The sequence below is a fragment of the Sphingomonas taxi genome (assembly GCF_000764535.1).
Taxonomy (GTDB): Bacteria; Pseudomonadota; Alphaproteobacteria; order Sphingomonadales; family Sphingomonadaceae; genus Sphingomonas; species Sphingomonas taxi.
On the sequence record NZ_CP009571.1, the window covers coordinates 1,518,587 to 1,542,582 of the forward strand.

The following is a 23,996-nucleotide window of genomic DNA, read 5'->3' on the forward strand; positions in this document are numbered from 1 at the left end:
GCAGGACGGTTCGATAAGCCCGAAAACGATACCCGATATTCTAAGCGGCGCCGCGGCTAGGCGCGCAAGCGTCGCCGGGTGCTGCGCTCCAGCCGGTCGAGCAGCGATTCGATCGATGGCACCTCGATGGGTGCAAGCGGCGCTTCGGGCTCGGCCGCCGTCTCCGCGACGGGGACGGGGTCCGCGGCCTCCACGGGCTCCTCGACGGTCACCACCACCGGCGGCCGCAGCGGCAGTACCGGGCGCACCGGCTCGCGCGGGACTTCGGGCAAGGCGTCGGGGTGGAAGGCGGCGAGCGGCAGGTCGAGATCGGCCGGGATCGAGCGCTCCTCGGGCAACGCCGCGTCGCTCGTCGACGCACCCTCCTGCGCCACCGCCGCCGCGTCGCTCGCCGGCGGTGCCGGCGGCGGCAGCGGCGTACCGAGGTCGGCGGCGGACATCGGCCGGCGTGCCGGCGCGTCGGGATGCGCGTCGGCCCGGCGCAGCACCGGTACGCCGCCGTCCGCCGCCGGCCTCGGCGCGAACAGTCCGCCTGCACCGAACAGCAGGAACAAGGCCGACCACGTCACCGCCGCCGCCAGCCCGCCGCCGGCCAGCGCGAGCACCGCACGCGCCGTGTCGCCGAGCGGCGGCGCCGCCACCGCGATCAGCGCGGGCAAGCCGCTCTGCCATACCCAATCCTCCAGCGTCGTCTGCGGCAGCAGCAGGAACAGCGCCGCTACGGCGAGCCCGGCGAGCGCGCCGCCCGCGGGCGCGATCCATGCGGTGACGTGAGACCGCTTCATATACCGGCCGGGGAACGCTGCCATGATCCATCCACTGTCGCGGCCGCCGTCAGCCGCTGGTAAATCGGTTCGTAACGACAAATGTTTGACGACCAGTTACGCTCCTGCTCGACGAACGCCCGCGCCACCGCGCGGCGCCGGTCCCAGCCGCTGCGGTCGGCGAGCAGCCCGGCCAGCGCGCCGGCGATCGCCGCGGGATCGTCGGGCGCGAATAAAGTGCCCGTCTCGCCGTCGCGGATCAACTCGCGATGCCCGCCGACGTCCGAGGCGGCGACCAATTTGCCCTGCGCCATCGCCTCCAGCGGCTTGAGCGGCGTCACCAGCTCGGTCAGGCGCATCGCCTTGCGCGGATAGGCGAGCACGTCGACCAGCGCGTAATAGCGCTCCACCTCGGTATGCGGCACGCGGCCGACGAAGCGGATCGCCGCCGTCGCGGGCGACGCCGCCGCCTGCGCGCGCAGTGCCGCCTCCATCGGCCCGCCGCCGACCAGCAGCAGCCGCGCACGGGGCCGTGCGGCGACCAGCGCCGGCATCGCCGCGATCAGATCGTCGAGGCCCTCGTAATCGTAGAAGCTGCCGATGAAACCGATCGTCTCCGCGTCGTCCAGCCCCAGTTCCGCCGCCAGTGCCGGATCGCGCGCCACCGGTGCGCCGAACACCGTCAGGTCGACGCCATTGGGCGATACGACGATCTTGTCACCGTCGATGCCGCGCGCGATCAGATCGCCGCGCAGCCCCTCGCAGATCACCGCCACCGCATCGGCGCGGCGCACCGCCCAGGTCTCCAGCGCCCGCGTCGCGCGATAGCGCGCCGATCCGTCGCGCCCGGTGCCGTTGCCGACCGCGGCATCCTCCCAGAAGGCGCGAATCTCATAGACCAAAGGCAATCCCCGCCGCCGCGCGACGCGCAGCGCCGCGAGCGCGTCGAGCACCGGCGAATGCGCGTGGAGCACGTCGGGCCGGAACGAGTCGACCGCCGCCGCGATGCGCCGCGCGAAGGCGGCGATCCCCGCCAGCTCGCCGACGACACCGCCTTTCAACGCCGCCTGCGTGCGATGGAAGGTGAGCCCGTCGACCGCCTCGACCGCATCCGCCACCGCACCCTGCCGCGGCCCGGTCACCGCCGCCACCTGCCAGCCGCGCTGCTCCTGCGCCTTCAGGATCGCGCGCGTACGGAAGGTATAGCCGCTCTGGAGCGGCAGACCGTGATCGAGGACGTGGAGGATACGCATCACCCACGCTTATGCCACAGCCGCTTAAGGACGCGTCAATCCGCGTGGCGTCCCTTTGGGTTCGGGCGACCCCGCCGACACCTTCGTGTAAGAAGAAGATATGTTCGCGCAGAGGCGCGGAGGCGCGGAGATGGAGCGAATGGTGAAGCGTGGCCCGCTCTCTCGGCTGGATGGAGATCGCCACGGCGCCGACACACGCAACACCTCCGCGCCTCCGCGCCTCTGCGCCTCTGCGCGAACCACCCTTCTTCCCGTCGCCCGAAACGTGTCGCCGCCGCTCTGCTGCATACCCCGGCGCAGGCGAACTGTTGAAAAAGCCTTGGCACGCCTTTCACAGTGTTCCTGCGAACGCAGGAACCCAAGGCCAAGCAGAGCAACGGCTTACAGCGTCCGGGACTCCTGGGCTCCTGCGTCCGCAGGAGCACTGGCAGAGTTGCGCATGAGGAACGCCGGCCTTTCCCAACCCACCCCCGTCACCCCGGACGTGTTCCGGGGTCCACGCCGCGGCGAGGCGAAAGGCTTGAGCGTCATGCCGTTTCCCGGCGGACCGGTGGACCCCGGAACGAGTCCGGGGTGACGAATACGATGGGGAAGCGGCTCGCCCGTCATCATCGTAGCGATACAGGACAGCCCACACCCCCGGCCGGCCGCCTCTACCCCCCCCGACCCGCAACGCACTTAACGTGGCATCAACCCCCACCATCCCATAGGCTTGGCGGATGACCGCAGACGCCCCGACCCGATGATCGACAATCTGTCGCTGGCGCTCACCCACGGGCTGATGCTGCTCGCCGCATGGCTGCTGCTCAAGCGCACCGATCTCGATTCGGAAGCGCCGCCGCCCCGCCACTGGCGCGCCCGCGGCAATCCCCCCCCAAACCCGCCCGAGGACGACCGGCCCGGTGCGTGACCTCGTCTTCGTCGCCTTCCTCGCCGCGATCTTCGGCATGGGGCTGCGGCGGCCGTTCATCCTCGTCCTCGCCTATGTCTATATCGACATCGTCTCGCCGCAGCGACTGACCTACATCCTGCTCAACACCGTGCCGATCTCGCTGATCGCGGTGGCGCTGGCGGTCGGCGGCTGGCTGCTGATGGACGACAAAAGCGACAGCCGCTTCACGCCGCGGCAAGGGTTGATCGTCGCGCTGCTGCTCTATTGCTGGGCGACCACGCTCGGCGCCGACTTTCCGCTCGATGCGAAGGACAAATGGGACTGGGTGTGGAAATGCCTCGCCTTCGCCGCCTTCCTGCCGCTGACGCTGCGCACGCGGCTTCGGATCGAGGCGTTGCTGCTGTTCATGATCCTGTCCGCCGCCTCGATCATCATCGTCGGCGGCATCAAGACCGCGGCGGGCGGCGGCGGCTATGGCCAGCTCGACCTCATGGTGAACAACAATTCGGGCCTCTACGAAGGCAGCACCATCTCCACCGTCGCGATCGCGATCGTGCCGCTGATCGCGTGGTTCATGCGCTACGGCACGATTTTCCGCCCCGACTGGAAGGTGAAGGGCTTCTGCCTGTGCCTGATCTTCGCCTGCCTGCTGATCCCGATCGGCACCTCGACGCGCACCGGGCTGCTCTGCATCGTGCTCGTCGCATTGCTGTCGCTGCGCAACGCGCGCCGCAAGGTACTCTATCTGACGATGATCGCTGCCGCCGCGGTGATCGCGGTGCCGTTCCTGCCGGCGAGCTTCACCGACCGGATGAGCACGATCAAGAGCCACGACGCCGACGAATCCGCCTCGACCCGGCTCGCGGTGTGGCAATGGACGATCGACTACGCCAAGGCGCATCCGTTCGGCGGCGGGTTCGAGGCCTATCGCGGCAACCACATCCGCTATGAGATCAAGAAGACCGACGGCGCCGGCCCCGCGCCCGCGGTGTCCGACCAGGCGGTCACCGACAAGGCGCGCGGCTATCACAGCGCCTATTTCGAGATGCTCGGCGAACAGGGCTATCTCGGCCTTGCCTTGTGGCTGGGCATCAGCCTGATCGGCATCGTCCGCATGGAGGTGCTGCGCCGCCGCTACCGCGACCCCGCCAGGCCGTTCGGCTGGGCGGGACCGCTGGCGGCGGCCTTGCAGACCGCGCACCTCGTCTATCTGCTCGGTGCCGCCTTCATCGCGATCGCCTTCCAGCCCTTCGTCTACATGCTGATCGGCGCGCAGATCGGCCTCGATTCCTACCTCGCCCGGCGCCGCGCGGAGACGGCGCAGGCACCGATGCGGCGGCCGCGCGCGGCAGGGTCGGTGACGGCGTGACCCGTCCCCTGCGCTGGCCGGACCGAGCCCAATCCGTCATCCCGGACCCGTGCGAAACCTCGGTGAACGTCCCGACTACCGGCAGACCAACCCAGTGCTCCTGCGAAAGCAGGAGCCCAGGAGTCCCGAACGCCATAAGACGTTTCTTTGCTTGGCTCTGGGCTCCTGCTTGCGCAGGAGCACTGGGCGACTTTCGCGGAGGCCTCGATCATCTCCGGGGTGACGAACCCCGTGTCGCAGCCGCGCGCACCCCATCCCGCCGATGACCGAATTGCGCGCGCTCACCAGCGTCCGCGGCATCGCGGCGTGGCTGGTCGTCCTCTATCATATCCGCGGCGGCATCGCCGGCCTGCCGCCCGCCGTCGAGGCGGTACTCGCCAAAGGCTATCTCGCGGTCGATGTCTTCTTCCTGCTGTCGGGCTTCGTCATCTGGCTGAGCTGGCACGCGCGGCTGCGCGATCCCGCCGCCATCCCGCGCTTCCTGCAAAAGCGCATCGCCCGCATCTGGCCGCTGCACGCGGTGATGCTCGCCGCCGCGGTGGCGCTCGCGCTGCTGCTCCGCACGACCGGCCGCACCGACCCCGCCTTTCCCTTCGCCGAACTGCCGCTGCACCTGCTGCTCGTCGAGAATTGGGGGGTCACCGACGCGCTGCGCTGGAACGACCCCGCCTGGTCGATCAGCTGCGAACTCGCCGCCTATCTGCTGTTCCCGCTGCTCGCGCTGGCGGCCGACTGGCGCAAGCTGCCGAGCGTCGCGCTGCTCGCGCTGGCCACCGCGCTCCTGCTCGCCCTCCACACCGCGATGCACGGCGCCGCATCCTTGGGCGAGGACATTCCCCGCCACGGCCTCACCCGCTGCCTGACGGAATTCGGCACCGGCACGCTGCTCGCCGCGCTCTACCTGCGCCAGCCACGCGCGATCTGGCCGGCATCGGCGGCGCTCACGACCGCCACCGCATGGGCGGTCGGGACGCCGGAGACGCTCGTCGCGCCCGCGACCTTTGCCGCGCTCCTGCTGCTGCTGGCCCTCACCGCCGGCCGCCCCGGCCATCCGCTCGAGGGCCGCCGCCTCCACTGGCTCGGCGAGATCAGCTACGCGACCTATCTCTCGCACTTCCTGCTGTGGAAGGCGTTCAAGCTCCCGCTCGCCGCCGCCACGCTCGCCCCGCCGCTGATCGTGCTCTACCTGCTGCTGGTACTGATCGTGTCGGCCGCCTTGTACCGCTGGATCGAACGCCCCGCGCAACACCACGTCAACCGCCTGTTCCTCCCCCGCCAGGGGGAGGAATCGCGCTGACTCACGCCTCCTCGCTCTCCTCGGCCAGCTCTTCCGCCAGCGCATCGAGGATCGCCTGGTTGAACGCGGGGATATCGTCCGGCTTGCGGCTGGTGATCAGATTGCCGTCGACCACCACCTGCTCGTCGACCACGTCGGCACCGGCATTCTCCAGATCGGTGCGCACCGACGGCCAGCTCGTCACCCGGCGTCCGTCGACCACGTCCGCCTCGACCAGCAGCCACGGCGCGTGGCAGATCGCCGCGACGATCTTGTCGTCCTCCATGAATTCGGTGACGATCTCGATCGCCCGGTCCTGCAACCGCATCTTGTCGGGATTGCCGACGCCGCCCGGCAGCAACAGCGCGTCGTAATCGTCGGTGTCGACGTCGTCGAGCGTCAGGTCGGGGGTGATACTCTCCCCCTTCTCGCTGTCGTTGACGACGCCCTGGATCGGATCGGTCTTGATCGAGGCGAGGCTGATCTGCACCCCCGCGTCGAGCAGCGCCTGGCGCGGCTTGAAGAGTTCGTCCTGCTCGAAACCGTCGGTGGCGAGGATCAGCACGCGCGCTTGGGCAAGGTCGGCCATGTCATGTCTCCTGTGGGGATGCGACGCACCAACAGTCGCGCCCGCCGCACGTTCCGGAACAGACGGCGACCCCCGCGCATTTTCGGACGACCCGTACACAAGGAGCAAAGGGTGGCAGCGCGAATAGTCTATTGCGACGACTCGAAACCCGGCATCACCCGCAAGAAGGTGCGCAACGGCTGGGCCTATTTCGCCCCCGACGGCACCCGCATCACCGACCGCGACGAGATCGACCGGCTCAACGCCGTCGGCCTGCCCCCCGCCTATCGCGACGCCTGGTATTGCCCGCGCGCCAACGGCCATATCCAGGGAATCGGCTGGGACGAGAAGGGTCGCAAGCAATATCGCTACCACACCGGCTTCCGCGAGGCGCAGGAGGCGGCGAAATACGAGAAATGCGCCGATTTCGGCCTTTGCCTGCCGAAAATCCGCAAGCGGGTGGAAGCCGATCTGTCCGCGCGCGGCCTGGGCAAGGACCGCGCGATCGCCGCGGTCGTCCGGCTGCTCGACATCGGCCATATCCGCGTCGGCAACGAAGCCTATGCCGAGGCGAACGAGAGCTACGGCGCGACCACGCTGCGCAAGGATCACGGCAGCGTCCGCGGCGACACGCTCAAGCTGCGCTACAAGGGCAAGTCGGGCAAGGAGCGCGACATGCAGGTCACCGACAAGCGCCTCGCCGCCACCGTCAAGAAGATGCAGGATCTCGACGAACAGCATCTGTTCGCCTGGGTCGACGATGCCGGCGAGGCGCATCCGGTCACCTCGTCCGACGTCAACGACTATATCCGCCGCGCCGGCGGCGGCGACTTCACCGCCAAGCATTTCCGCACCTGGGGCGCCAGCGTCACCGCGTTCGAGGCGCTCGCCTCGGCCGAGGCCGATCTCAGCCTCAAGGCGTTGCTCGAACCCGTCGTCGCGCGGCTCGGCAACACGCCGGCGATCGCGCGCAAGAGCTACGTTCACCCCTCGCTCATCGACCTCGTGAAAAAGGGGCAGAGCGCCTTCCGCAAGGCGCTCCGCCTGCCGCGCTCGGCGCGTTATCTCAGCCGCGAGGAACGCGGCCTCATCGCGTTCCTCGAAGCGGGAACGCCGGCCGCGCTGCCCGTCCTCAAGGCCGCCGCCTGAAAAGGTCCGTCATGTCTGCCAACACCACCGCCGCGGCCAAGGCGCCGATCTTCGACGCCGACACCGTCCAGAACCAAGTCGGCGAATTCTACACCGCCAGCGAGATCTGGCTGCACACCCACTGGTTGCAGATCCTCATCGCCTTCGCGATCGGCGCGGTGATCGTCATCGCGCTGCACGGCCTGCGCCGGCTCGGCAGGAAATTGTGCGGCAAGGACGTCGGCCGCCGCGGCTGGGGCACGATCCTCGGCCGCGCGATCACCCGCACCAGCAATTTCTTCATCGTCATGCTCGCCGCCAAACTGGTCGTCGGCTACGCCGGCGCGCCGAGCCAGGTCGCCACCACGGTCAATTTCCTGTGGACCGTCGCCTCGGTCTTCCAGGCGGCGATCTGGGCACGCGAGCTGATCCTCGGCGCGATCGAGCATCGCACCAGCAGCGAACATTACAGCGGCGAGGCGCTGCTCAGCGCGATGGGCCTCATCCGCCTGCTTGTCACCGTCGCTTTGTTCGCCGTGGCGCTCGTCGTCGTGCTCGACAATCTCGGCGTCAACGTCACCGGCCTCGTCGCGGGTCTCGGCGTCGGCGGCATCGCCATCGGCCTCGCCGCACAGGGCATCTTCGGCGACCTGTTCGCGGCGCTGGCGATCATCTTCGACCGTCCGTTCCGCCGCGGCGACAAGATCAGCTACGGCACCACCAGCGGCGTCATCGAATCGATCGGCCTCAAGAGCACCCGCATCCGCGCCTTCACCGGCGAGCTGCGCGTCATCAGCAACAAGCAATTGCTCGACAAGGAGATCCAGAACACCAGCGTGCGCGACCACATCCGCATCGGCTTCACCATCGGCGCCGCCTACGAAACCCGGCCCGAGACGCTCGCGCGCATCCCGGCCCTGCTCCGCGAGATCGTCGAGGCGGAGGGCGGCACCGTCGCCCGCTCCGGCTTCGAGACGTTCGGCGCCTCCAGCCTCGACTTCGCGCTGCAATTCGACATTCCCGGCGACGATTGGGCCACCGCCCACCCGATGCGCGACCGCATCATGGTCGGCATCATGACCCGCTTCGCCGCGGAGGGGATCTCCATCCCCTATCCGACGCAAACCAACTACACCGCCGCCCCCGACGGCACATTGGTGATGCCCTATGCGGCGGCGACGGATGCGCCGGTCAGTTCGCCGGCAGCCAATCCTCGCAACGCAGACCATCCACCCTCATGAATTCGCCGAGGTTGCCGGTGACGACGATCAGGCCACGGCTGCGGGCATGGCCGGCAATCAGCACGTCATAGCTGCCGATCGACCGCCCCTCACGTTCGAGCGTGGCGCGGATATCGCCAGCGTGCGCCGCGGCCTCGGCATCGAACGCCAAGACCTCAAGTCGCGCCGCAAATCGCTCCACCGCGCGGCGGTTCTCGGCCGGACGCGCCGACTTGACCGCGCCGTGCAGCAATTCCGTCAACACGATCGTCGAGATCGACAAGCCATCCGCTTCGGCATTGAACCGTTCGCCAACCGCCTGCGGCCGATCGCGGAGCACCCGGATGCACAAATTGGTATCGAGCATGTACCGCAGCATCACAGCGCCTCGCGCGTCTGATCCTCCGGCTGCTCGCGCTCGCCCAATTCCACCCCCGGCGCGGCGAAAAAATCGTCCCACGCCCGATCCGCCGGCACGATCACGCGCCGGACCCCGTCACGCAGGATCGTCACTTCCCGAACGCCTTCGGGAAACGCAACATCCTTGGGGAGGCGCACGGCCTGCGACCGGTTCGACTGGAACAGGGACGTACGGGTCATGCTGTATTCTCCGCCGCATACATGGGATATGCCGCAGGGATATACCACGCCGAGCGGCACCACGCGATACGTCTCGGCGCCTCCGCGTGACAAATTCTTTGTAGCTCGTTCGACCTCTGCAAAACAGCCGATGTACCCCGGCGGATGCCGGGGCCCAGTTGGGAAAGCCATCGTAAGTCATTACGAACCTTCGCCCGACAGGGCCCCGGCCTTCGCCGGGGTGCATCAGCAGGCAGGCGTCCCTCCCGTAGCGACCATCGCTATCGCGGATACATCCGGGCTCGGGGCAACCTGTTCCCGCACCCACCCCGTCACCCCGGACTCGTTCCGGGGTCCACCCCGCGGCGAGGAGGGGGGCCGGAGACGGCGCCATGCCTGTGCGGCTCGGTGGACCCCGGAACCAGTCCGGGGTGACGAACCTGATGAGAAAACCAGTCGAGCCTCATCGCCGCAGCCATATGCGATAGCTCTGCAATCCGTGGTAACGGCTCTCTCCGGCAACACCCCGCCCCTCAAATCCCCCCTTCGTCCAGCGACAGCAGCGACGCATTCCCACCGGCCGAGGTGGTGTCCACCGACACCGCCCGCTCGGCGCAGAAGCGGTAGAGGTAATGCGGCCCGCCCGCCTTCGGCCCGGTGCCCGACAGCCCCTCGCCCCCGAACGGCTGCGACCCCACCACCGCGCCGATCATCGAGCGGTTGATGTACAGGTTGCCGACCGCCGCCGCCGCCTCGGTCACCTCGGCGGCGCGGGCGATGCGGCTGTGCAGCCCCATCGTCAGGCCATAACCCTTGGCGTTGACCCGCGCGATCGTCTCCTCGAGCTTGCCCGCTTCCCAGGTTGCGACGTGCAGGATCGGCCCGAACCATTCGCGATCCAGATCCTCGATCGCATCGAGCCGCACCAGCGTCGGCGGCACGAACAATCCGTCGGCCGGCGCCGCCAGCGTCTTGACCGTCCGCTCGGTCACGCTCGCCCGATACGCCATCAATTTGTCGTAGGAGGCGCGATCGATCACCGGCCCGACATCCGTCGCCGGATCGGCGGGATCGCCCAGCCGCAGCGTGTCCATCGCGCCGCTCAGCATCTCGATCACCGCCTCGGCGACATCCGCCTGCACCAGCAGCAGCCGCAACGCCGAACAGCGCTGCCCCGCCGAGCGGAACGACGAGGTGACGACATCCGCCACCACCTGTTCGGGCAAGGCGGTGCTGTCGACGATCATCGCGTTGATCCCGCCCGTCTCGGCGATCAGCGGCACGATCGGCCGGTCGTCGTCCGCCACCAGCGTCCGCGCGATCCGCTTGGCGGTCGCGGTCGATCCGGTGAAGGCGACGCCGGCGACGCGCACGTCCGCGGTCAGCGCCGCGCCGACCTCCGGCCCGCCGGTCACCAGCACCAGCGCATCCTCGGGCACCCCGGCGCGATGCGCCAGTTCCACCGCGAAACGTGCGATCTCGGGCGTCTGCGGCGCGGGCTTGGCGACGACGCTGTTGCCGGCGACCAGCGCCGCCACCGTCTGGCCGAGGAAGATCGCGAGCGGGAAGTTCCACGGCGCCACCGTCGCCCACACGCCCCGTCCCTCGATGTGCAGCGTGTTGCGCTCACCGGTCGGCCCGGGCAGCTCGACCGCGCGCAGCCGGCTGCGCGCCTCGCCCGCATAATAGCGGCAGAAATCGGCGGCCTCGCGCACCTCGCCGATCGCATCGGGAATCGTCTTGAACGCCTCCTGCACGCAGATCGCCATCAACCGATCGCGATTCTCCTCGAGCAAATCGGCGAGCCGTTCGAGGCAGGCGGCACGCGCGTCCACCGGGGTCCGCGACCAACTCGGGAACGCCGCCTGCGCGCGTCCGACCGCTGCCGCTACCGCGGCACCCGCCTCCGCCGCGATCGCGGCCGGCGTATCGCCGAGCGCGAGCGGCGCCTTCACCGCCCGCACCGTCGCGTCCAGCGTCGCGACGTCGCTCAGGTCCAGCCCGCGCGAAATGCGATGCCCCGGCGCGAACAGGTCCTTGGGCAATGGAATGCTCGGATGCCGCGCGCCGCCCACCGCGGCGATCTTCGCCACCGGGTCGGCGAGGATCTCGTCCTCGCTCAGCCGCGCATCGGCGAGCTGGTGGACGAAGCTCGAATTCGCGCCATTCTCCAGCAGGCGCCGCACCAGATAGGCCAGCAGGTCGCGATGCCCGCCGACCGGCGCATAGATGCGGCAGTGATAGCCGTTCTCGCGCACCAGCCGCTCGTACAGGCCGTCGCCCATGCCGTGCAGCCGCTGGAACTCGAAATCGCGCGAATTGCCCGCCCATTCGAGGATCGTCGCGACGGTCAGCGCATTGTGGCTGGCGAAGGCGGGACGGATGTTTTCCGCCGCCAGCATGTCCTTGGCCACCGCCAGATACGATACGTCGGTCGCCGCCTTGCGGGTGAACAGCGGATAGTCGGCCAGCCCCTCGACCTGCGTGCGCTTGATCTCGCTGTCCCAATAGGCGCCCTTGACCAGCCGTACGTTCATCACCCGGTCGAGCGCGTTCGCCCAGGCGACCACCGGCCGTGCGCGCTTGCCATAGGCCTGCACCGCCATGCCGAATCCGTCCCAGCCCTTCAGGCTCGGCAGCGCCGCGACCGACCCGATGATGTCGAGGCTCATCTCCAGCCGTTCGGATTCCTCGGCGTCGACGGTCAGCGCGATGCCCTTGCCCGCCGCCTGCACCGCCAGCGCTTCCAGCATCTCGGTCAGCGCCGGCACGCATTCGCTCCACCGCGCCACTTCGTAGCGGGGATGCAGCGCCGACAGCTTCACCGAGATCGAATGGCCCGCCGCCGGATCGTTGCCGACCGCGTCGATCGCGCCGACATAGGCGTCGAAATAGCGACGGCCGTCGGCGAAGGTGCGCGCCGCCTCGCCGAGCATGTCGAAGCTGGCGGTGAAGCCCTTGTTGTCGGGCTTGCGCATCCGCCGCATCGCCTCGTCGATGGTCCGGCCCATCACGAAGATCTCGCCCATCTTCTTCATCGCCGTGCCCACCGCCTGGCGGACGAACGGCTCGCCCGCGCGGCTGATCAGCCGGCGCAGCGGCCCCGACGGCCCCTCGCCGACCAGCACGCGGCCGACGACGAGACCCCAGGTCGCGGTATTGACCAATTTGCTGTTCGACTGGCCCGCGTGCGCGCGCCAGTCGGCGTCGCCCAATTTGTCCGCGATCAGCAGATCGGCGGTCTCCGGATCGGGCACGCGCAGGAACGCCTCGGCGAGGCTGAGCAGCGCGACGCCCTCCGACGAATTGAGCCGATATTCCTGCAGGAACTGGTTCACCCAGCCGCGGTTCTGCGCCGCGCGCAGGTCGGCGAGCAGGCCAGAGGCGTGGTCGATGATCCGCCCACGCGAATCAGGCGAGGTCGCGGCGCGGTCGAGCAACGGTTTTAGAACATCGGGTTCGCTCGCCCGATACAGTTGCGACATGGTTTTGCGGGCATCGGACGTTACGGCAGAGGACATGTTCAAGCTTTCGGTCGGCCAAGGCTTGCGAGAGACACCCTCCCGCGCCTAGAGAATGCGTCGCATCTAGCGCCAAATGTCGGGCGCCAAAAGGCGGCGCCGGAAACCAACGGAGGAATTGCCGTGACGACGATCAGCGCCGACCAGATGCGGGACCGGATCGGCACCGAGACCGTCTCCGACTGGGTCGAGGTTAGCCAGGCGATGATCGACCGTTTCGCCGAGGCGACCGGCGATCGCCAGTTCATCCACGTCGATCCCGTCGCCGCCGCCGCGACGCCGTTCGGTGGCACCATCGCGCACGGCTTCCTGACGCTGTCGCTGATGCCGCTGCTCGCCGCGAGCGTGCCCGACGCGCCGCAGCTCGCGGGCGTGAAGATGGGCGTCAATTACGGGGGCAACAAGGTCCGCTTCCTCACCCCCGTCCGCTCGGGCAGCCGCGTGCGCGGCCGCTTCCGCCTGCTCGCCTTCGACGAAAAGCGACCCGGCCAATATCAGCAGACGACCGAATTCACCGTCGAGATCGAAGGCGCGGACAAGCCCGCGCTGATCGCCGAATGGATCAGCCAAGCCTTTGTTTAATATAAGTTTTCTGGATATCCACCCCACGCTTTATGCGTGAAGTTAGGGAAGTTAGCCCATGCGCTCCGCCGTCATCGTCTCCACCGCCCGCACCCCGATCGGCCGCGCCTATCGCGGCGCCTTCAACGACACCACGCCGCAGGCGCTCGCCGCCCATGCGATCAGCCACGCGGTCCAGCGCGCCGGCCTCGACGGCGCCGAGGTGGAGGACGTGGTGATCGGCGCCGCACTCCAGCAGGGCCATCAGGCCGGCAACATTGCCCGCCAGTCGGCCTTGCGCGCCGGCCTGCCGATCTCGGTGCCGGGCATGTCGCTCGACCGCCAATGCGCCAGCGGCCTGATGGCGATCGCCACCGCCGCCAAGCAGATCGTGCTCGACGGCATGGACATCGCGGTCGGCGGCGGCGTCGAGAGCGTCAGCCTCGTCCAGACCCCGCAGATGCGCGTCGCCCCCGACAAGCAGCTGATCGCGATGCACGGCGACATCTACATGCCGATGCTCCAGACCGCCGAGGTCGTCGCCAAGCGCTACGGCATCAGCCGCGAGGCGCAGGACGCCTATGGCCTCCAGTCGCAGCAGCGCACCGCCGCCGCGCAGGCCGCCGGCCGCTTCGACGCCGAGATCGTACCGCTGTCGGCGACGATGAACGTGGTCGACAAGGCGACCAAGGCGGTCAGCACCAAGGACGTCACTTTGTCGAAGGACGAGGGCAACCGTGCCGACACGACGCTGGAAGGCTTGCAGGCGCTGCAACCCGTCGTCGGCCCCGACGGCGTCATCACCGCCGGCAACGCCAGCCAGCTTTCCGACGGCGCCTCGGCCGCGGTGCTGATGGAGGAGAGCGTCGCCGCCGCGCGCGGCCTCACCCCGCTCGGCCGCTATGTCGGCATGGCGGTCGCCGGCACAAAGCCCGACGAAATGGGCATCGGCCCGGTCTACGCCGTCCCCAAGCTGCTCGAGAAGAACGGCCTGACGATGGCCGACATCGGCCTGTGGGAACTCAACGAGGCGTTCGCGGTGCAGGTCCTCTCCTGCCGCGACACGCTCGGCATCCCTGACGAGCTGCTCAACGTCAACGGCGGCGCGATCTCGATCGGCCATCCCTACGGCATGTCGGGCGCCCGCATGACCGGTCATGCGCTGATCGAAGGCAAGCGCCGCGGCGCAAAGTATGTCGTCGTGACGATGTGCGTCGGCGGCGGCATGGGCGCGGCGGGCCTGTTCGAGGTGCTGTGAGGTTGAAACGCTGCCCAAGCCGGCGTATATTCTGATCGGGCATTGTCATCGATGCCCTCCTTGTATGGGCTCCGACCGCTGCTACGGTCGGAGCTCAAAACGTTTGGGGTTCAGGCTGCTACCCGAACCCCGCCCGTGTGCCGCTACCTGCGCTTGTCACCGATCTCCACGGCCAGAGCCGCAAAGGCGATGATGACGCCCAGGATTTGGCACAAGTCGGTCACCGTCATCGATGGCACCTCCTTGTTCGGCGGCAGGATCGCCGCCGCGAGCGATCATGACCACACCGGCCCTATCGCGCAACCAACCCCAGCGGTGCTCGTTCTCCCGCCAACCCCATAGGAGAAGACGCATGGCCGATCAGCACAGCCCGCAGGAAATCGCTGCCAAGTTCCTCGAGAAGCTGCGCAGCAGCCCGTTCGTGATGATCGGCCTGATCGACGGCGAGCATTCCGAACCTATGACCGCACAAATCGACGACGATCAGCCCAATACGCTGTTCTTCTTCGCCGGTCGCGACAATCGTATCGCCAAGGGCGGCGACGCCATGGCGCAGTTCGTCGGCAAGGGGCATGACTTCTTCGCCTGCCTCGCCGGCTCGGTGACCACCGATAACGATCCCGCACAGATCGACAAGCTCTGGAACAACCAGGTCGAGGCGTGGTTTCCCGGCGGCAAGCAGGACCCGAACCTGACCCTGCTGCGCTTCGACATCGACAGCGCCGAATTGTGGGAGACCGACATCTCGATCTCCGGCCGCGTCAAGATGCTCTTCGGCGGCACCATTCATGGCGACGAATCGAGCAGCCACGCCGTGGTCGGCTCGGTCGCCTGATCGAAACCGGGGCGGCCGCGCGCCGCCCCGTCATCGCGGTCAGCCGTTGGCCGCGATCCATTCCTCGACCACCGGCGCCACCCGGTTGCGCCACTTCGAGCCGTTGAAGATGCCGTAATGGCCGGCACCTTCCGCCATATAATACCGCTTCTTCTCGTCCGGCAGGTTGGTCGCCAGCGTCAGCGCCGCCTTGGTCTGTCCCAGACCGGAAATGTCGTCGCGCTCTCCCTCGATCGCCAGGATCGCGACGTCGGTGATCGCCGCCGGATCGACCCGCCGCCCGCGATGCATCATCTCGCCCTTCGGCAAGGCATGCTTCTGGAACACCAGCTCGACCGTCTGCAGGTAGAATTCCGCGGTCATGTCGCAGACCGAGCGATATTCCTCGTAGAAGCCTTTGGTGGCGTCGGCGCTTTCCTCGTCGCCCTGGACGAGATGTTTGAACATCTCCCAATGCGACATCATGTGATTGCCGAGGTTCATCGACATGAAGCCGGCAAGCTGGAGAAAGCCCGGATAGACCTTCCGTCCGCCGCCCGGATACATCATCGGCACGGTCACCACCGCATTCTGCTCGAACCAGGCATGCGGCCGTTCGGTGGCCAGCGTGTTGACCGCGGTCGGCGCCTCGCGCGTGTCGACCGGACCGCCCATCATCGTCAGCGTGCGCGGACGGCTCGGGTTCCGGTCGGCGCTCATCAGCGCGACGGCGGCATAGCAGGGTACGGACGGCTGGCAGACCGCGAGCATATGCGTGCCGCCCTGTCCGTCGTTGGGCCCCATCGTCTCCAGGAACGCGATGAGATAATCGATGTAATCGTCGAGATCGAAGCGGCCTTCGCTCAACGGCACCAGCTTCGCATCGCGCCAGTCAGTGATATAGACGTCGGCGCTCGGCAGCATCCGTTCCACCGTACCGCGCAGCAACGTCGCGAAATGGCCCGACATCGGGGCGACGATCAGCAGCTTCGGCCCGCCCTCGATGCCTTGGCGGCGGAAGTGCTTGAGCTGACCGAACGGCTTCTGCAGCACGATCTCCTCGGTCACCGCGACCTCGCGGCCGTCGATGGTCGTGTGCGTCAGCCCGAACGCCGGCTTCCCCCGCGTCGCCGAGGCATGGGCGAACACCTCGAGCGCCGAACTGACCACCGATCCCCCATCCATATACGACCACGGATTGGCGGGATTGCGCATCCAGTCGGCACCGAAGCTGGCCATGGCGCTCGCCCCGGCCAGCATCGAGCGCTGCATTTCATAGGCATCATAGAGCATGCTGATATCTTCGCCCAAAAAGGTTGCCGTATACGTAATCCGTATCACGTTCGATGCAATCGGACCAACCATACGCTCCGATCAGTCTGAACGCCCGAGATCGCCGACGAGGCCCCTGTCCGCATCGGCCGGTGCCGTTGAGCCGCTCCCCCACGCCTGCTAGGCGCGGTAAGGATGGCCAAACCTTCGCTACCGACCACCCGCCGCCTCGGCGACCTGCGCCTCGTGTGGGATCGCGTCCTCGCCTATCCGCGCCAGCTCGCCATCGCGCTCGCCGCGCTCACCACCACGTCGGCGGCGACGATCGGCATCCCTTATGGCTTCAAGCGGGTGATCGACCGCGGCTTCACGCCCGGCGGCGAGGGCTCGGTGGCGTCCTCGTTCCATTATCTGCTGATGATCGTCGCGGTGCTCGCCATCGCCACCGCGATCCGCTTCTATTTCGTCTCCTGGCTCGGCGAGCGCGTCGTCGCCGACATCCGCACGCAGGTGCAGGCGCATCTGCTCGGCCTGACGCCGCGCTTCTTCGAGGAGAACCGCCCATCGGAGATCGCGTCGCGCCTCACCTCGGACACCACGCTGATCGAGGGCGTCGTCGGCAGCACCGTGTCGATCGCGCTGCGCAACACCTTCACCGGCGTCGGCGGCATGATCTACCTGTTCGCCTTGTCGCCGAAACTCGCGGGCATGCTGCTGCTCGGCATCCCGCTCATCATTCTGCCGGTGACCGTGCTCGGCCGCCGCATCCGCAACCTGTCGCGGGCGTCGCAGGACCGCGTCGCCGACGTCGGCTCGCTCGCCACCGAGACGCTGGGCGCGATGAAGATCGTCCAGGCCTTCGGTCAGGAACCGCGCGAGGCGCAGCGCTTCACCGCCGCGGTCGACGCCACCTTCGCCGCGGCCAAGCGCCGCATCGGCCTGCGTGCGGTGATGACCGCGATCATGATCTTCCTGATCTTCGGCTCGATCACTCTGGTGCTGTGGGAGGGCGCGACCGACGTCGCCGCCGGCCGCATCACCGGCGGCGCGATCGCCGCCTTCGTGCTGACCGGCGGCATCGTCGCCGGCGCGTTCGGCGCGCTCACCGAAGTCTATGGCGATCTGCTGCGTGGTGCCGGTGCTGCCGGCCGCCTTGCCGAGCTGCTGCGCGAACAGCCCGAGATCACCCGCCCCGCCGCGCCGATCCCGCTGCCGGTGCCGGTCAGCGGCGCGCTGACCTTCGATCATGTCCGCTTCCATTATCCGACGCGGCCGGACGTCGCGGCGCTCGAGGATTTCACGCTGGCGATCCGCGCCGGCGAGACGGTGGCGGTGGTCGGTCCGTCGGGTGCGGGCAAGTCGACGCTGTTCCAGCTCGCCGAGCGCTTCTACGATCCGGCGGAGGGCCGCATCCTGCTCGACGGCGTCGACCTGCGCGAGGCCGATCCCGCCGCGGTGCGCGCGCAGATCGCGATGGTGCCGCAGGACACGGTGATCTTCGGCGCCAGCGCACGCGACAATCTGCGCTACGGCCATTGGGAGGCGACCGACGACGAACTCTGGGCCGCCGCCGAGGTCGCCAATGCCGCCGACTTCCTGCGCGCGCTGCCGCAGGGGCTCGACACCAACCTCGGCGAGGGCGGCGCGCGGCTGTCGGGCGGCCAGCGCCAGCGCGTGACGATCGCTCGCGCGCTGCTGCGCAACGCGCCGATCCTGCTGCTCGACGAGGCGACCAGCGCGCTCGACGCCGAGAGCGAGCGGCTGGTGCAGCAGGCGCTCGACCGGCTGATGGAGAATCGCACGACGCTGGTCATCGCGCACCGGCTCGCGACCGTCCGCGCCGCACAGCGGATCGTGGTGATGGACCAGGGCCGCATCGTCGAGGAAGGCAACCACGCCTCGCTGATCGGCCGCGGCGGGCTGTATGCGCGACTGGCGAGCTTGCAGTTCAGCGAGGCGGCGTAGCCCTCGCCTTGACCGTCATCCCCGCCTTCGCGGTGATGACGATGTGGGTAGGGCGAGGTCACAGTGCTCCTGCGAAAGCAGGAGCCCAGAGCCAAGCAGAACAACCTCGTCTGGCGTGCGGGACTCCTGAGCTCCTGCTTTCGCAGGAGCACTGGGCGCTTTCGCAAAGGTTTCGCTTTTGCCGGCATGACGGGAGGGCGGTGAGCGAGGAGGACGGCATCTTGATCCCGCGCCCGTCCACGCCCATCACCGGTACGGACAGCAGAACAGGAGAGACCCATGCGCGACCATGACATCATCGTCTATGGCGCGACCGGCTTTACCGGCCGCCTCGTCGCCGACTATCTCAGCCAGCAGCAGGTCACGCGCTGGGCGATGGCCGGGCGCAGCCGCGCCAAGCTGGAGGAGGTGCGCGACCTTATCGGCGCGCCCGCCGACACGCCGCTGATCGTCGCCGACGCCGACGATCCCGCCTCGCTCAAGGCGATGGCCGAATCGACCCGCGTCGTCGTCACCACCGTCGGCCCCTACCAGCTCTATGGCGCAGCCCTGGTCGCCGCCTCCGTCGCCGCCGGCACCGCTTATGTCGATCTGTGCGGCGAGCCAGCGTGGATGCGCCAGATGATCGACGCGCATCAGGCCGCCGCGCAGGCGAGCGGTGCGCGCATCGTCTTCTCCTGCGGTTTCGATTCGATCCCCTTCGATCTCGGGGTGCTCACCTTGCAGGAATGCGCGCGCGCGAAATACGGCCACCCCGCGCCGCGGGTGAAGGGCCGCGTCCGCGCGATGCAGGGCGGTTTCTCCGGCGGCACGGCGGCCAGCCTCAAGGCGACGCTCGCCGCCGCGGCGCGCGATCCGTCGATCCTCGGGCTGCTCGCCAATCCCTTCGCGCTGACGCCGGGGTTCAGCGGCCCTCACCAGCCGACCGGGCTGTTCCCGGAATTCGACGCGACGCTGAACACCTGGGTCGCGCCGTTCATCATGGCGGCGATCAACACCAAGAACGTCCACCGCACCAACTTCCTGCTCGGCCACCGCTACGGCACCGATTTCGTCTACGACGAGATGATGGTCGCCGGCCTCGGCGAGATGGGCAAGGCCGCCGCAGAGGCGATCGCCAAGCTCAATCCGCTCGCCAGCGACAAGGGCCCCAAGCCCGGCGAGGGCCCGAGCAAGGCGGAGCGCGACGCGGGCCATTACGACCTGCTGTTCGTCGGCCTGATGCCGGATGGCGCACGCTTCGACGCGGTGGTCACCGGCGATCGCGATCCCGGCTATGGCTCGACCAGCAAGATGATCGCCGAGACCGCGCGCTGCCTGCTCGAAACCGAAGGCGCGGGCGGCGTGTGGACGCCGGGCGCGCTGCTCGGCACGACGCTGCGCGACCGGTTGCAGGACGAGGCGGGCCTGACCTTCACCGCCGGGTGATCGAAACCTCCACAAAAGGTCGCATCATCCGCGGTTCACCATAGTGCTCCTGCGCACGCAGGAGCCCAGGGCCAAGCAACCCGAAGCCTCGTGGGGTGTGGAACTCCCGGGCTCCTGCGTTCGCAGGAGCGCCGGGGGGCGTTTCCAGAGGTTTCGACTAGCTCCCGGGTGACAAAAGGGCGACGCTTCGGCGAGCATCACCCTCCCGGAACCGAAAGGATACCGAATATCGACCCGGCCTAGCGCACCAACGTCACGAAACTATAGGCCGGTCGCTCGCCTTCGGCGGCGACGTCCTCCCGCGCCACCTCGCGCCAGCCGTCGAAGCCCGGCATCGTCACGTCGCCCTCGGCAGCGCAATGCACCTCGGTCAGCTCGATCCGGTCCGCCCGATCGCGGAACAGCGCGAACACCTCCGCCCCGCCGATCACCGCGACGTCGTCGCCCGCCAGTGCCAGCGCGGCATCGACGTCGTGAACCACCTCGGCGCCGGCCGCCGCCCAGCTCCGGTCCCGCGTCAGCACGATATGCCGCCGCCCCGGCAAGGGTGCGGGAAAGCTCTCGAACGTCTTGCGCCCCATCACCATCGGCCGTCCCAGCGTCATCGCCTTGAAGCGCTTGAGATCGGCGGGCAGCCGCCACGGCAAGCCGCCGTCGCGGCCGATCACGCCATTGTCGGCGCGCGCCAAGTGGAAGCTGATCACACCGACACCGCCGCCTTGATATGCGGCTGCGCGGCATAATCGTGCAGCACGAAATCCTCATAGGCATAGGCGTCGATCGAGTCGGGCCGGCGCAGGATCTCCAGCCGCGGCAGCGGCCCCGGCGTCCGCGTCAGTTGCAGACGCGCCTGATCAAGGTGGTTGGTGTAGAGATGGCAGTCGCCCCCCGTCCAGATGAACTCCCCCACCTCGAGCCCGCATTGCTGCGCAAGGATGTGAGTCAGCAGCGCATAGCTGGCGATGTTGAACGGCACGCCGAGGAAGATATCCGCCGACCGTTGATAGAGTTGCAGCGACAGCCGGCCGTTGGCGACATGCGTCTGGAACAGGCAGTGGCAGGGCGCCAGCGCCATCGCGTGGAGGTCACCGGGGTTCCAGGCGGAGACGATCTGGCGGCGCGAGGCGGGCTGCGTCTTGATCTGCTCGACCAGTTCCGCGATCTGGTCGATGTGCCGACCGTCCGCCGCCACCCAGTCCCGCCATTGCTTGCCGTAAACGGGGCCGAGGTCGCCCGCCGCGTCCGCCCATTCGTCCCAGATGCGGACCTGCTGCTCCTGCAACCAGCGCACGTTGGTGTCGCCGCGCAGGAACCAGAGCAATTCGATGATGATCGAGCGCAGGTGCAACTTTTTGGTGGTGAGCACCGGAAAGCCCTGCGCCAGATCGAAGCGCATCTGCGCGCCGAAGACGGACAAGGTGCCGGTGCCGGTCCGGTCCATCTGCTCCGCGCCGCTGGTCAGCACGCGGTCCATGAGATCGAGATATTGCCGCATGCGCGACGCGTACCGCCTGCGGCCGATTTGGGCGAGCTTTTTGCTGCGTAGCGCGGGTGGCTGCGGCAAGGATCGCTGGTGCCGGATCCCTCTGCTCCGATCGTGATCGCCGATGCGCGCGCGGCTGCCGTCCTGCTCACCGGGCTGGCGGACGCGGCGATCGAGCGCGCGGTCGTGCTCTATCTTGATCCGCAATGGACGCTTCTCGGCCGGTCCGACTTCGTCGGGACCGCCGATACGGTAACGCCGCCGCTGCGCGCGATCATCGCCGAGGCGCTGCGACTCGACGCGACGGCGCTGGTCCTGGCGCACAACCATCCGCGCGGCAGCACCCGGCCGAGCGCCGCGGACATGGCCTATACGCGCGCGCTCGCACGGGTGGCGGACGCGCTCGATCTGGTGCTGGCGGACCATCTGATCGTCGCGGGCGCCGAGGTGACGAGCCTGCGCGACGCGGGACTGATCTAGGCGGGTTCGACCTCAGGGCTTTGCGGAAAAAGTCCTCCCCTAGTAGGGCAGGGCAATCGCATATGGAGGCTCGTGTGAGCCTGTCGTCTTCCAAGCCCACTCCGTCACCCCGGACTCGTTCCGGGGTCCACCCTGCGGCGAGGAGAAAGGCTTGATTCGACACCGTTCTCTCGCGGCCCGGTGGACCCCGGAACGAGTCCGGGGTGACGAATCTAATGGGGAAATTGATAGAGCCTCATCACTGCAGCCATATGCGATAGCCCTCCCCCTGACGGAGGAGGAATTCGACTGAACACGATCCCGCTCGGCGCGTCCCCGCCTAGCGGAGGACGCAGGGCTTGATCGCTTCCGGCTCCGGCCGCGGGCCGACCGCGCGGAAGGTCGCCAGATAGCCGCCGGCGGAGGGCATCTCCGTCATCGACACCTGGCGATAGCCGACCGCCTCGAACTCGCAGCGGAGCAGCGCCGGCGGGGTGCCGTGATTCTGCGTCTGGCGATTGGCGTCGACGACGACGACCAGCCCGTCGGGCTTCAGCGCCGGCCGCAGCCGCCACAGAAACTCATAGGGTTGCTCGATCTCGTGGTACATGTGAACCATCAGCACACGGTCGAAGCTCGCATCGGGCAGCTTGGGGTCGGCGGGCGCGCCCAGCCGGACCGAGACGTTTTCCAGATCCTCGCGCGCGACGCGCTCGGCGAGCATGTCGCGCACGCTCGCGACGATATCCTCCGCCAGCACGCGTCCCGCCTTGCCGACGCGGCTCGCCAGACGGATCGTGTAATAGCCCTCGCCTGCACCGATGTCGGCGACGGTCATGCCCTTGGCGATACCCGCCTTGTTCATCACCTCGCTCGCCTCGTTGAGCCGGTCGCGCGCCTCCTCGTTCGACCAGCGCGCCGAGACGATATGCGCCACCGGCCGATCCGCCACGGGAAAGAGCATCGGCTGTTCGTCGCGCTTGATCAGCGGCTTGGACCCGTCGCACGCGGCCAGCGCCAGCACGGACGCGACGATCAGGGTCCGGCGCAGGCTCAATCCACGTCCTCCACCTCGACCTTTTCGCCGGTCACGCGCTGCGACAGCGCCGCCGCCATGAACGGATCGAGCGCGCCGTCGAGCACGTCGCTCGGTGCGGTCGAGGTCGTGCCGGTGCGCAGGTCCTTCACCAGCTGATACGGCTGGAGCACGTAGCTGCGGATCTGATGCCCCCAGCCGATATCGGTCTTGGTCGCATTCTCGGCGTTTGCCGCCTGTTCGCGAATCGCGAGTTCGCGCTCGTACAGGCGGGCGCGCAACTGGTTGTACGCCTCCGCCTTGTTCTTGTGCTGCGAACGCTGGTTCTGGCACTGCACGACGATGCCGGTCGGGATATGCGTGATGCGCACCGCCGAATCGGTCGTGTTGATGTGCTGGCCGCCCGCTCCGCTCGCGCGATAGGTGTCGATGCGCAGGTCGCTCTCGTTATATTCGACCTGGATGTCGTCATCGATGACCGGATAGACCCAGACGCTCGAGAAACTGGTGTGGCGCCGCGCCGCGCTATCATAGGGGCTGATCCGGACCAGCCGGTGCACGCCGCTCTCGGTCTTGGCATAGCCGTAGGCGTTCTCGCCCTTGACCAGCAACGTCGCCGACTTGATCCCCGCCTGTTCGCCGGCGTGATAGTCGATCAGCTCGACCTTCATGCCGCGGCGCTCGGCCCAGCGCGTGTACATGCGCTGCAGCATGCCCGCCCAGTCCTGGCTCTCGGTGCCGCCGGCGCCCGAGTTGATCTCGATATAGGTGTCGTTCGCGTCGGCCTCCCCGGCGAGCAGCGCCTGGATCTTGTCGCGATCGGCGCGTTCCGCCAGCGCGGCGAGCGCCTCGACGCCCTCCGCCTCCATCGCGGTGTCGCCCTCGGCCTCGGCCATCTCGATCAGCTCGACCGTGTCGTCGAGCTCGGACTGGATCGCGCGCGTCGCGGTGATCGCCTCGTCGAGGCGCCGCCGCTCGCGCATCACCTCCTGCGCGGCCTTGGGGTCGTTCCACAGCGCCTGGTCCTCGACGCGGGCGTTGAGTTCGTCGAGACGGCGGAGCGCACGGTCCCAATCGAGGAACCGGCGCAGCAATGCCAGTGCCTCTTTGATGCTGTCGACGTGGGACTGCGCTTCGGCGCGCATGGGAA

22 protein-coding genes are annotated in these 23,996 nt (G+C 68.3%); 11 read left to right on the top strand and 11 right to left on the bottom strand.

Annotated elements, in window-relative coordinates; translation table 11 throughout:
- Positions 1–56 precede the first annotated feature (56 nt).
- Positions 57–785 carry a hypothetical protein gene (locus MC45_RS06815; RefSeq protein ID WP_038661123.1) on the bottom strand — a complete coding sequence of 243 codons (729 nt, stop codon included), beginning with the start codon at positions 783–785 and terminating at the stop codon, positions 57–59.
- Complete coding sequence (locus tag MC45_RS06820; protein ID WP_038666706.1) at positions 782–2,017, bottom strand: TIGR04063 family PEP-CTERM/XrtA system glycosyltransferase; 1,236 nt, start codon at positions 2,015–2,017, stop codon at positions 782–784. Before MC45_RS06820 ends, MC45_RS06815 begins: the two co-directional genes overlap by 4 nt.
- 742 nt (positions 2,018–2,759) lie before the next feature.
- Between MC45_RS06820 and MC45_RS19520 the strand changes: the two genes are divergently transcribed.
- From MC45_RS19520 to MC45_RS06830, 3 genes are all read left to right on the top strand, one after another.
- A complete protein-coding gene (locus tag MC45_RS19520) occupies positions 2,760–2,927 on the top strand; it encodes a hypothetical protein (protein ID WP_169742525.1) in 168 nt (55 codons plus the stop codon).
- Entirely contained in the window at positions 2,920–4,278 is a 1,359-nt protein-coding gene (locus MC45_RS06825; protein ID WP_038661125.1) for a putative O-glycosylation ligase, exosortase A system-associated, read from the top strand. The genes MC45_RS19520 and MC45_RS06825 overlap by 8 nt, the downstream gene beginning before the upstream one ends.
- 262 nt (positions 4,279–4,540) lie before the next feature.
- Positions 4,541–5,575, top strand: coding sequence for an acyltransferase family protein (locus MC45_RS06830; protein WP_038661128.1), 1,035 nt, complete (start codon positions 4,541–4,543; stop codon positions 5,573–5,575).
- A 1-nt stretch (position 5,576) separates the two neighbouring features.
- Here MC45_RS06830 and MC45_RS06835 read toward each other — a convergent pair whose 3' ends face one another.
- On the bottom strand, positions 5,577–6,143 hold the full coding sequence (locus MC45_RS06835; RefSeq protein ID WP_038661131.1) for a DJ-1/PfpI/YhbO family deglycase/protease: 567 nt from the start codon (positions 6,141–6,143) through the stop codon (positions 5,577–5,579).
- A 111-nt stretch (positions 6,144–6,254) separates the two neighbouring features.
- Here MC45_RS06835 and MC45_RS06840 point away from each other — a divergent pair, with 111 nt between their 5' ends.
- Positions 6,255–7,271, top strand: a complete 1,017-nt coding sequence (locus tag MC45_RS06840) for a DNA topoisomerase IB (RefSeq protein WP_038661134.1) — start codon at positions 6,255–6,257, stop codon at positions 7,269–7,271.
- Between the two features lie 11 nt (positions 7,272–7,282).
- Entirely contained in the window at positions 7,283–8,491 is a 1,209-nt protein-coding gene (locus MC45_RS06845) for a mechanosensitive ion channel family protein (protein WP_052075547.1), read from the top strand.
- Here the strand turns inward: MC45_RS06845 and MC45_RS06850 are convergent.
- The 3 genes from MC45_RS06850 to putA form a co-directional block, all read right to left on the bottom strand.
- The gene (locus MC45_RS06850) at positions 8,442–8,810 is read right to left on the bottom strand and encodes a PIN domain-containing protein (protein WP_342667018.1); all 369 of its coding nucleotides are present in this window, start codon (positions 8,808–8,810) and stop codon (positions 8,442–8,444) included. The two genes, MC45_RS06845 and MC45_RS06850, sit on opposite strands and share 50 nt — an antisense overlap.
- 38 nt (positions 8,811–8,848) lie before the next feature.
- The gene (gene vapB, locus MC45_RS06855) at positions 8,849–9,070 is read right to left on the bottom strand and encodes a type II toxin-antitoxin system VapB family antitoxin (protein ID WP_038661140.1); all 222 of its coding nucleotides are present in this window, start codon (positions 9,068–9,070) and stop codon (positions 8,849–8,851) included.
- Positions 9,071–9,582: 512 nt separating this feature from the next.
- Entirely contained in the window at positions 9,583–12,534 is a 2,952-nt protein-coding gene (gene putA / locus MC45_RS06860; RefSeq protein WP_245640862.1) for a bifunctional proline dehydrogenase/L-glutamate gamma-semialdehyde dehydrogenase PutA, read from the bottom strand.
- Between the two features lie 183 nt (positions 12,535–12,717).
- Between putA and MC45_RS06865 the strand changes: the two genes are divergently transcribed.
- The 3 genes from MC45_RS06865 to MC45_RS06875 all read left to right on the top strand — a co-directional run bounded on the left by MC45_RS06865 (position 12,718) and on the right by MC45_RS06875 (position 15,224).
- Positions 12,718–13,152 carry a MaoC family dehydratase gene (locus MC45_RS06865; protein ID WP_169742563.1) on the top strand — a complete coding sequence of 145 codons (435 nt, stop codon included), beginning with the start codon at positions 12,718–12,720 and terminating at the stop codon, positions 13,150–13,152.
- 58 nt (positions 13,153–13,210) lie between these two features.
- Positions 13,211–14,389, top strand: a complete 1,179-nt coding sequence (locus tag MC45_RS06870) for an acetyl-CoA C-acyltransferase (RefSeq protein ID WP_038661149.1) — start codon at positions 13,211–13,213, stop codon at positions 14,387–14,389.
- A gap of 352 nt (positions 14,390–14,741) precedes the next feature.
- Complete coding sequence (locus MC45_RS06875; protein WP_038661152.1) at positions 14,742–15,224, top strand: pyridoxamine 5'-phosphate oxidase family protein; 483 nt, start codon at positions 14,742–14,744, stop codon at positions 15,222–15,224.
- Positions 15,225–15,263: 39 nt separating this feature from the next.
- Here the strand turns inward: MC45_RS06875 and MC45_RS06880 are convergent, their stop codons facing one another.
- On the bottom strand, positions 15,264–16,496 hold the full coding sequence (locus MC45_RS06880) for a polyhydroxyalkanoate depolymerase (RefSeq protein ID WP_038666712.1): 1,233 nt from the start codon (positions 16,494–16,496) through the stop codon (positions 15,264–15,266).
- A gap of 174 nt (positions 16,497–16,670) precedes the next feature.
- Here MC45_RS06880 and MC45_RS06885 point away from each other — a divergent pair, with 174 nt between their 5' ends.
- Both MC45_RS06885 and MC45_RS06890 read left to right on the top strand, forming a co-directional pair.
- A complete protein-coding gene (locus MC45_RS06885; protein WP_038661155.1) occupies positions 16,671–18,440 on the top strand; it encodes an ABC transporter transmembrane domain-containing protein in 1,770 nt (589 codons plus the stop codon).
- Positions 18,441–18,719: 279 nt separating this feature from the next.
- A complete protein-coding gene (locus MC45_RS06890) occupies positions 18,720–19,868 on the top strand; it encodes a saccharopine dehydrogenase family protein (RefSeq protein WP_038661157.1) in 1,149 nt (382 codons plus the stop codon).
- A gap of 239 nt (positions 19,869–20,107) precedes the next feature.
- Here the strand turns inward: MC45_RS06890 and MC45_RS06895 are convergent, their stop codons facing one another.
- Positions 20,108–20,572 (bottom strand): dihydrofolate reductase, encoded by a 465-nt coding sequence (locus MC45_RS06895; protein ID WP_038661159.1) that lies wholly within the window; start codon positions 20,570–20,572, stop codon positions 20,108–20,110.
- Positions 20,569–21,363, bottom strand: a complete 795-nt coding sequence (locus MC45_RS06900) for a thymidylate synthase (RefSeq protein ID WP_038661161.1) — start codon at positions 21,361–21,363, stop codon at positions 20,569–20,571. Before MC45_RS06900 ends, MC45_RS06895 begins: the two co-directional genes overlap by 4 nt.
- A gap of 78 nt (positions 21,364–21,441) precedes the next feature.
- Between MC45_RS06900 and MC45_RS06905 the strand changes: the two genes are divergently transcribed.
- Positions 21,442–21,831 carry a JAB domain-containing protein gene (locus tag MC45_RS06905; RefSeq protein WP_245640863.1) on the top strand — a complete coding sequence of 130 codons (390 nt, stop codon included), beginning with the start codon at positions 21,442–21,444 and terminating at the stop codon, positions 21,829–21,831.
- A 319-nt stretch (positions 21,832–22,150) separates the two neighbouring features.
- Here the strand turns inward: MC45_RS06905 and MC45_RS06910 are convergent, their stop codons facing one another.
- Together MC45_RS06910 and prfB are read right to left on the bottom strand one after the other, a co-directional pair.
- Positions 22,151–22,867 (bottom strand): class I SAM-dependent methyltransferase, encoded by a 717-nt coding sequence (locus MC45_RS06910; RefSeq protein WP_052075548.1) that lies wholly within the window; start codon positions 22,865–22,867, stop codon positions 22,151–22,153.
- Positions 22,864–23,991, bottom strand: a complete 1,128-nt coding sequence (gene prfB, locus MC45_RS06915) for a peptide chain release factor 2 (RefSeq protein ID WP_038661167.1) — start codon at positions 23,989–23,991, stop codon at positions 22,864–22,866. The genes MC45_RS06910 and prfB overlap by 4 nt, the downstream gene beginning before the upstream one ends.
- Positions 23,992–23,996: the final 5 nt, after the last annotated feature.

Coding starts and splice junctions, on each gene's coding strand:
- MC45_RS06900 (WP_038661161.1), bottom strand. CDS start 21,363: ATGCGGCAATATCTCGATCTCATGGACCGCGTGCTGACCAGCGGCGCG.
- MC45_RS06830 (WP_038661128.1), top strand. CDS start 4,541: ATGACCGAATTGCGCGCGCTCACCAGCGTCCGCGGCATCGCGGCGTGG.
- MC45_RS06885 (WP_038661155.1), top strand. CDS start 16,671: ATGGCCAAACCTTCGCTACCGACCACCCGCCGCCTCGGCGACCTGCGC.
- MC45_RS06865 (WP_169742563.1), top strand. CDS start 12,718: ATGCGGGACCGGATCGGCACCGAGACCGTCTCCGACTGGGTCGAGGTT.
- vapB (WP_038661140.1), bottom strand. CDS start 9,070: ATGACCCGTACGTCCCTGTTCCAGTCGAACCGGTCGCAGGCCGTGCGC.
- MC45_RS06875 (WP_038661152.1), top strand. CDS start 14,742: ATGGCCGATCAGCACAGCCCGCAGGAAATCGCTGCCAAGTTCCTCGAG.
- MC45_RS06870 (WP_038661149.1), top strand. CDS start 13,211: ATGCGCTCCGCCGTCATCGTCTCCACCGCCCGCACCCCGATCGGCCGC.
- MC45_RS06880 (WP_038666712.1), bottom strand. CDS start 16,496: ATGCTCTATGATGCCTATGAAATGCAGCGCTCGATGCTGGCCGGGGCG.
- MC45_RS06820 (WP_038666706.1), bottom strand. CDS start 2,017: ATGCGTATCCTCCACGTCCTCGATCACGGTCTGCCGCTCCAGAGCGGC.
- MC45_RS06890 (WP_038661157.1), top strand. CDS start 18,720: ATGCGCGACCATGACATCATCGTCTATGGCGCGACCGGCTTTACCGGC.
- prfB (WP_038661167.1), bottom strand. CDS start 23,991: ATGCGCGCCGAAGCGCAGTCCCACGTCGACAGCATCAAAGAGGCACTG.
- MC45_RS19520 (WP_169742525.1), top strand. CDS start 2,760: ATGATCGACAATCTGTCGCTGGCGCTCACCCACGGGCTGATGCTGCTC.
- putA (WP_245640862.1), bottom strand. CDS start 12,534: ATGTCGCAACTGTATCGGGCGAGCGAACCCGATGTTCTAAAACCGTTG.
- MC45_RS06835 (WP_038661131.1), bottom strand. CDS start 6,143: ATGGCCGACCTTGCCCAAGCGCGCGTGCTGATCCTCGCCACCGACGGT.
- MC45_RS06815 (WP_038661123.1), bottom strand. CDS start 785: ATGAAGCGGTCTCACGTCACCGCATGGATCGCGCCCGCGGGCGGCGCG.
- MC45_RS06845 (WP_052075547.1), top strand. CDS start 7,283: ATGTCTGCCAACACCACCGCCGCGGCCAAGGCGCCGATCTTCGACGCC.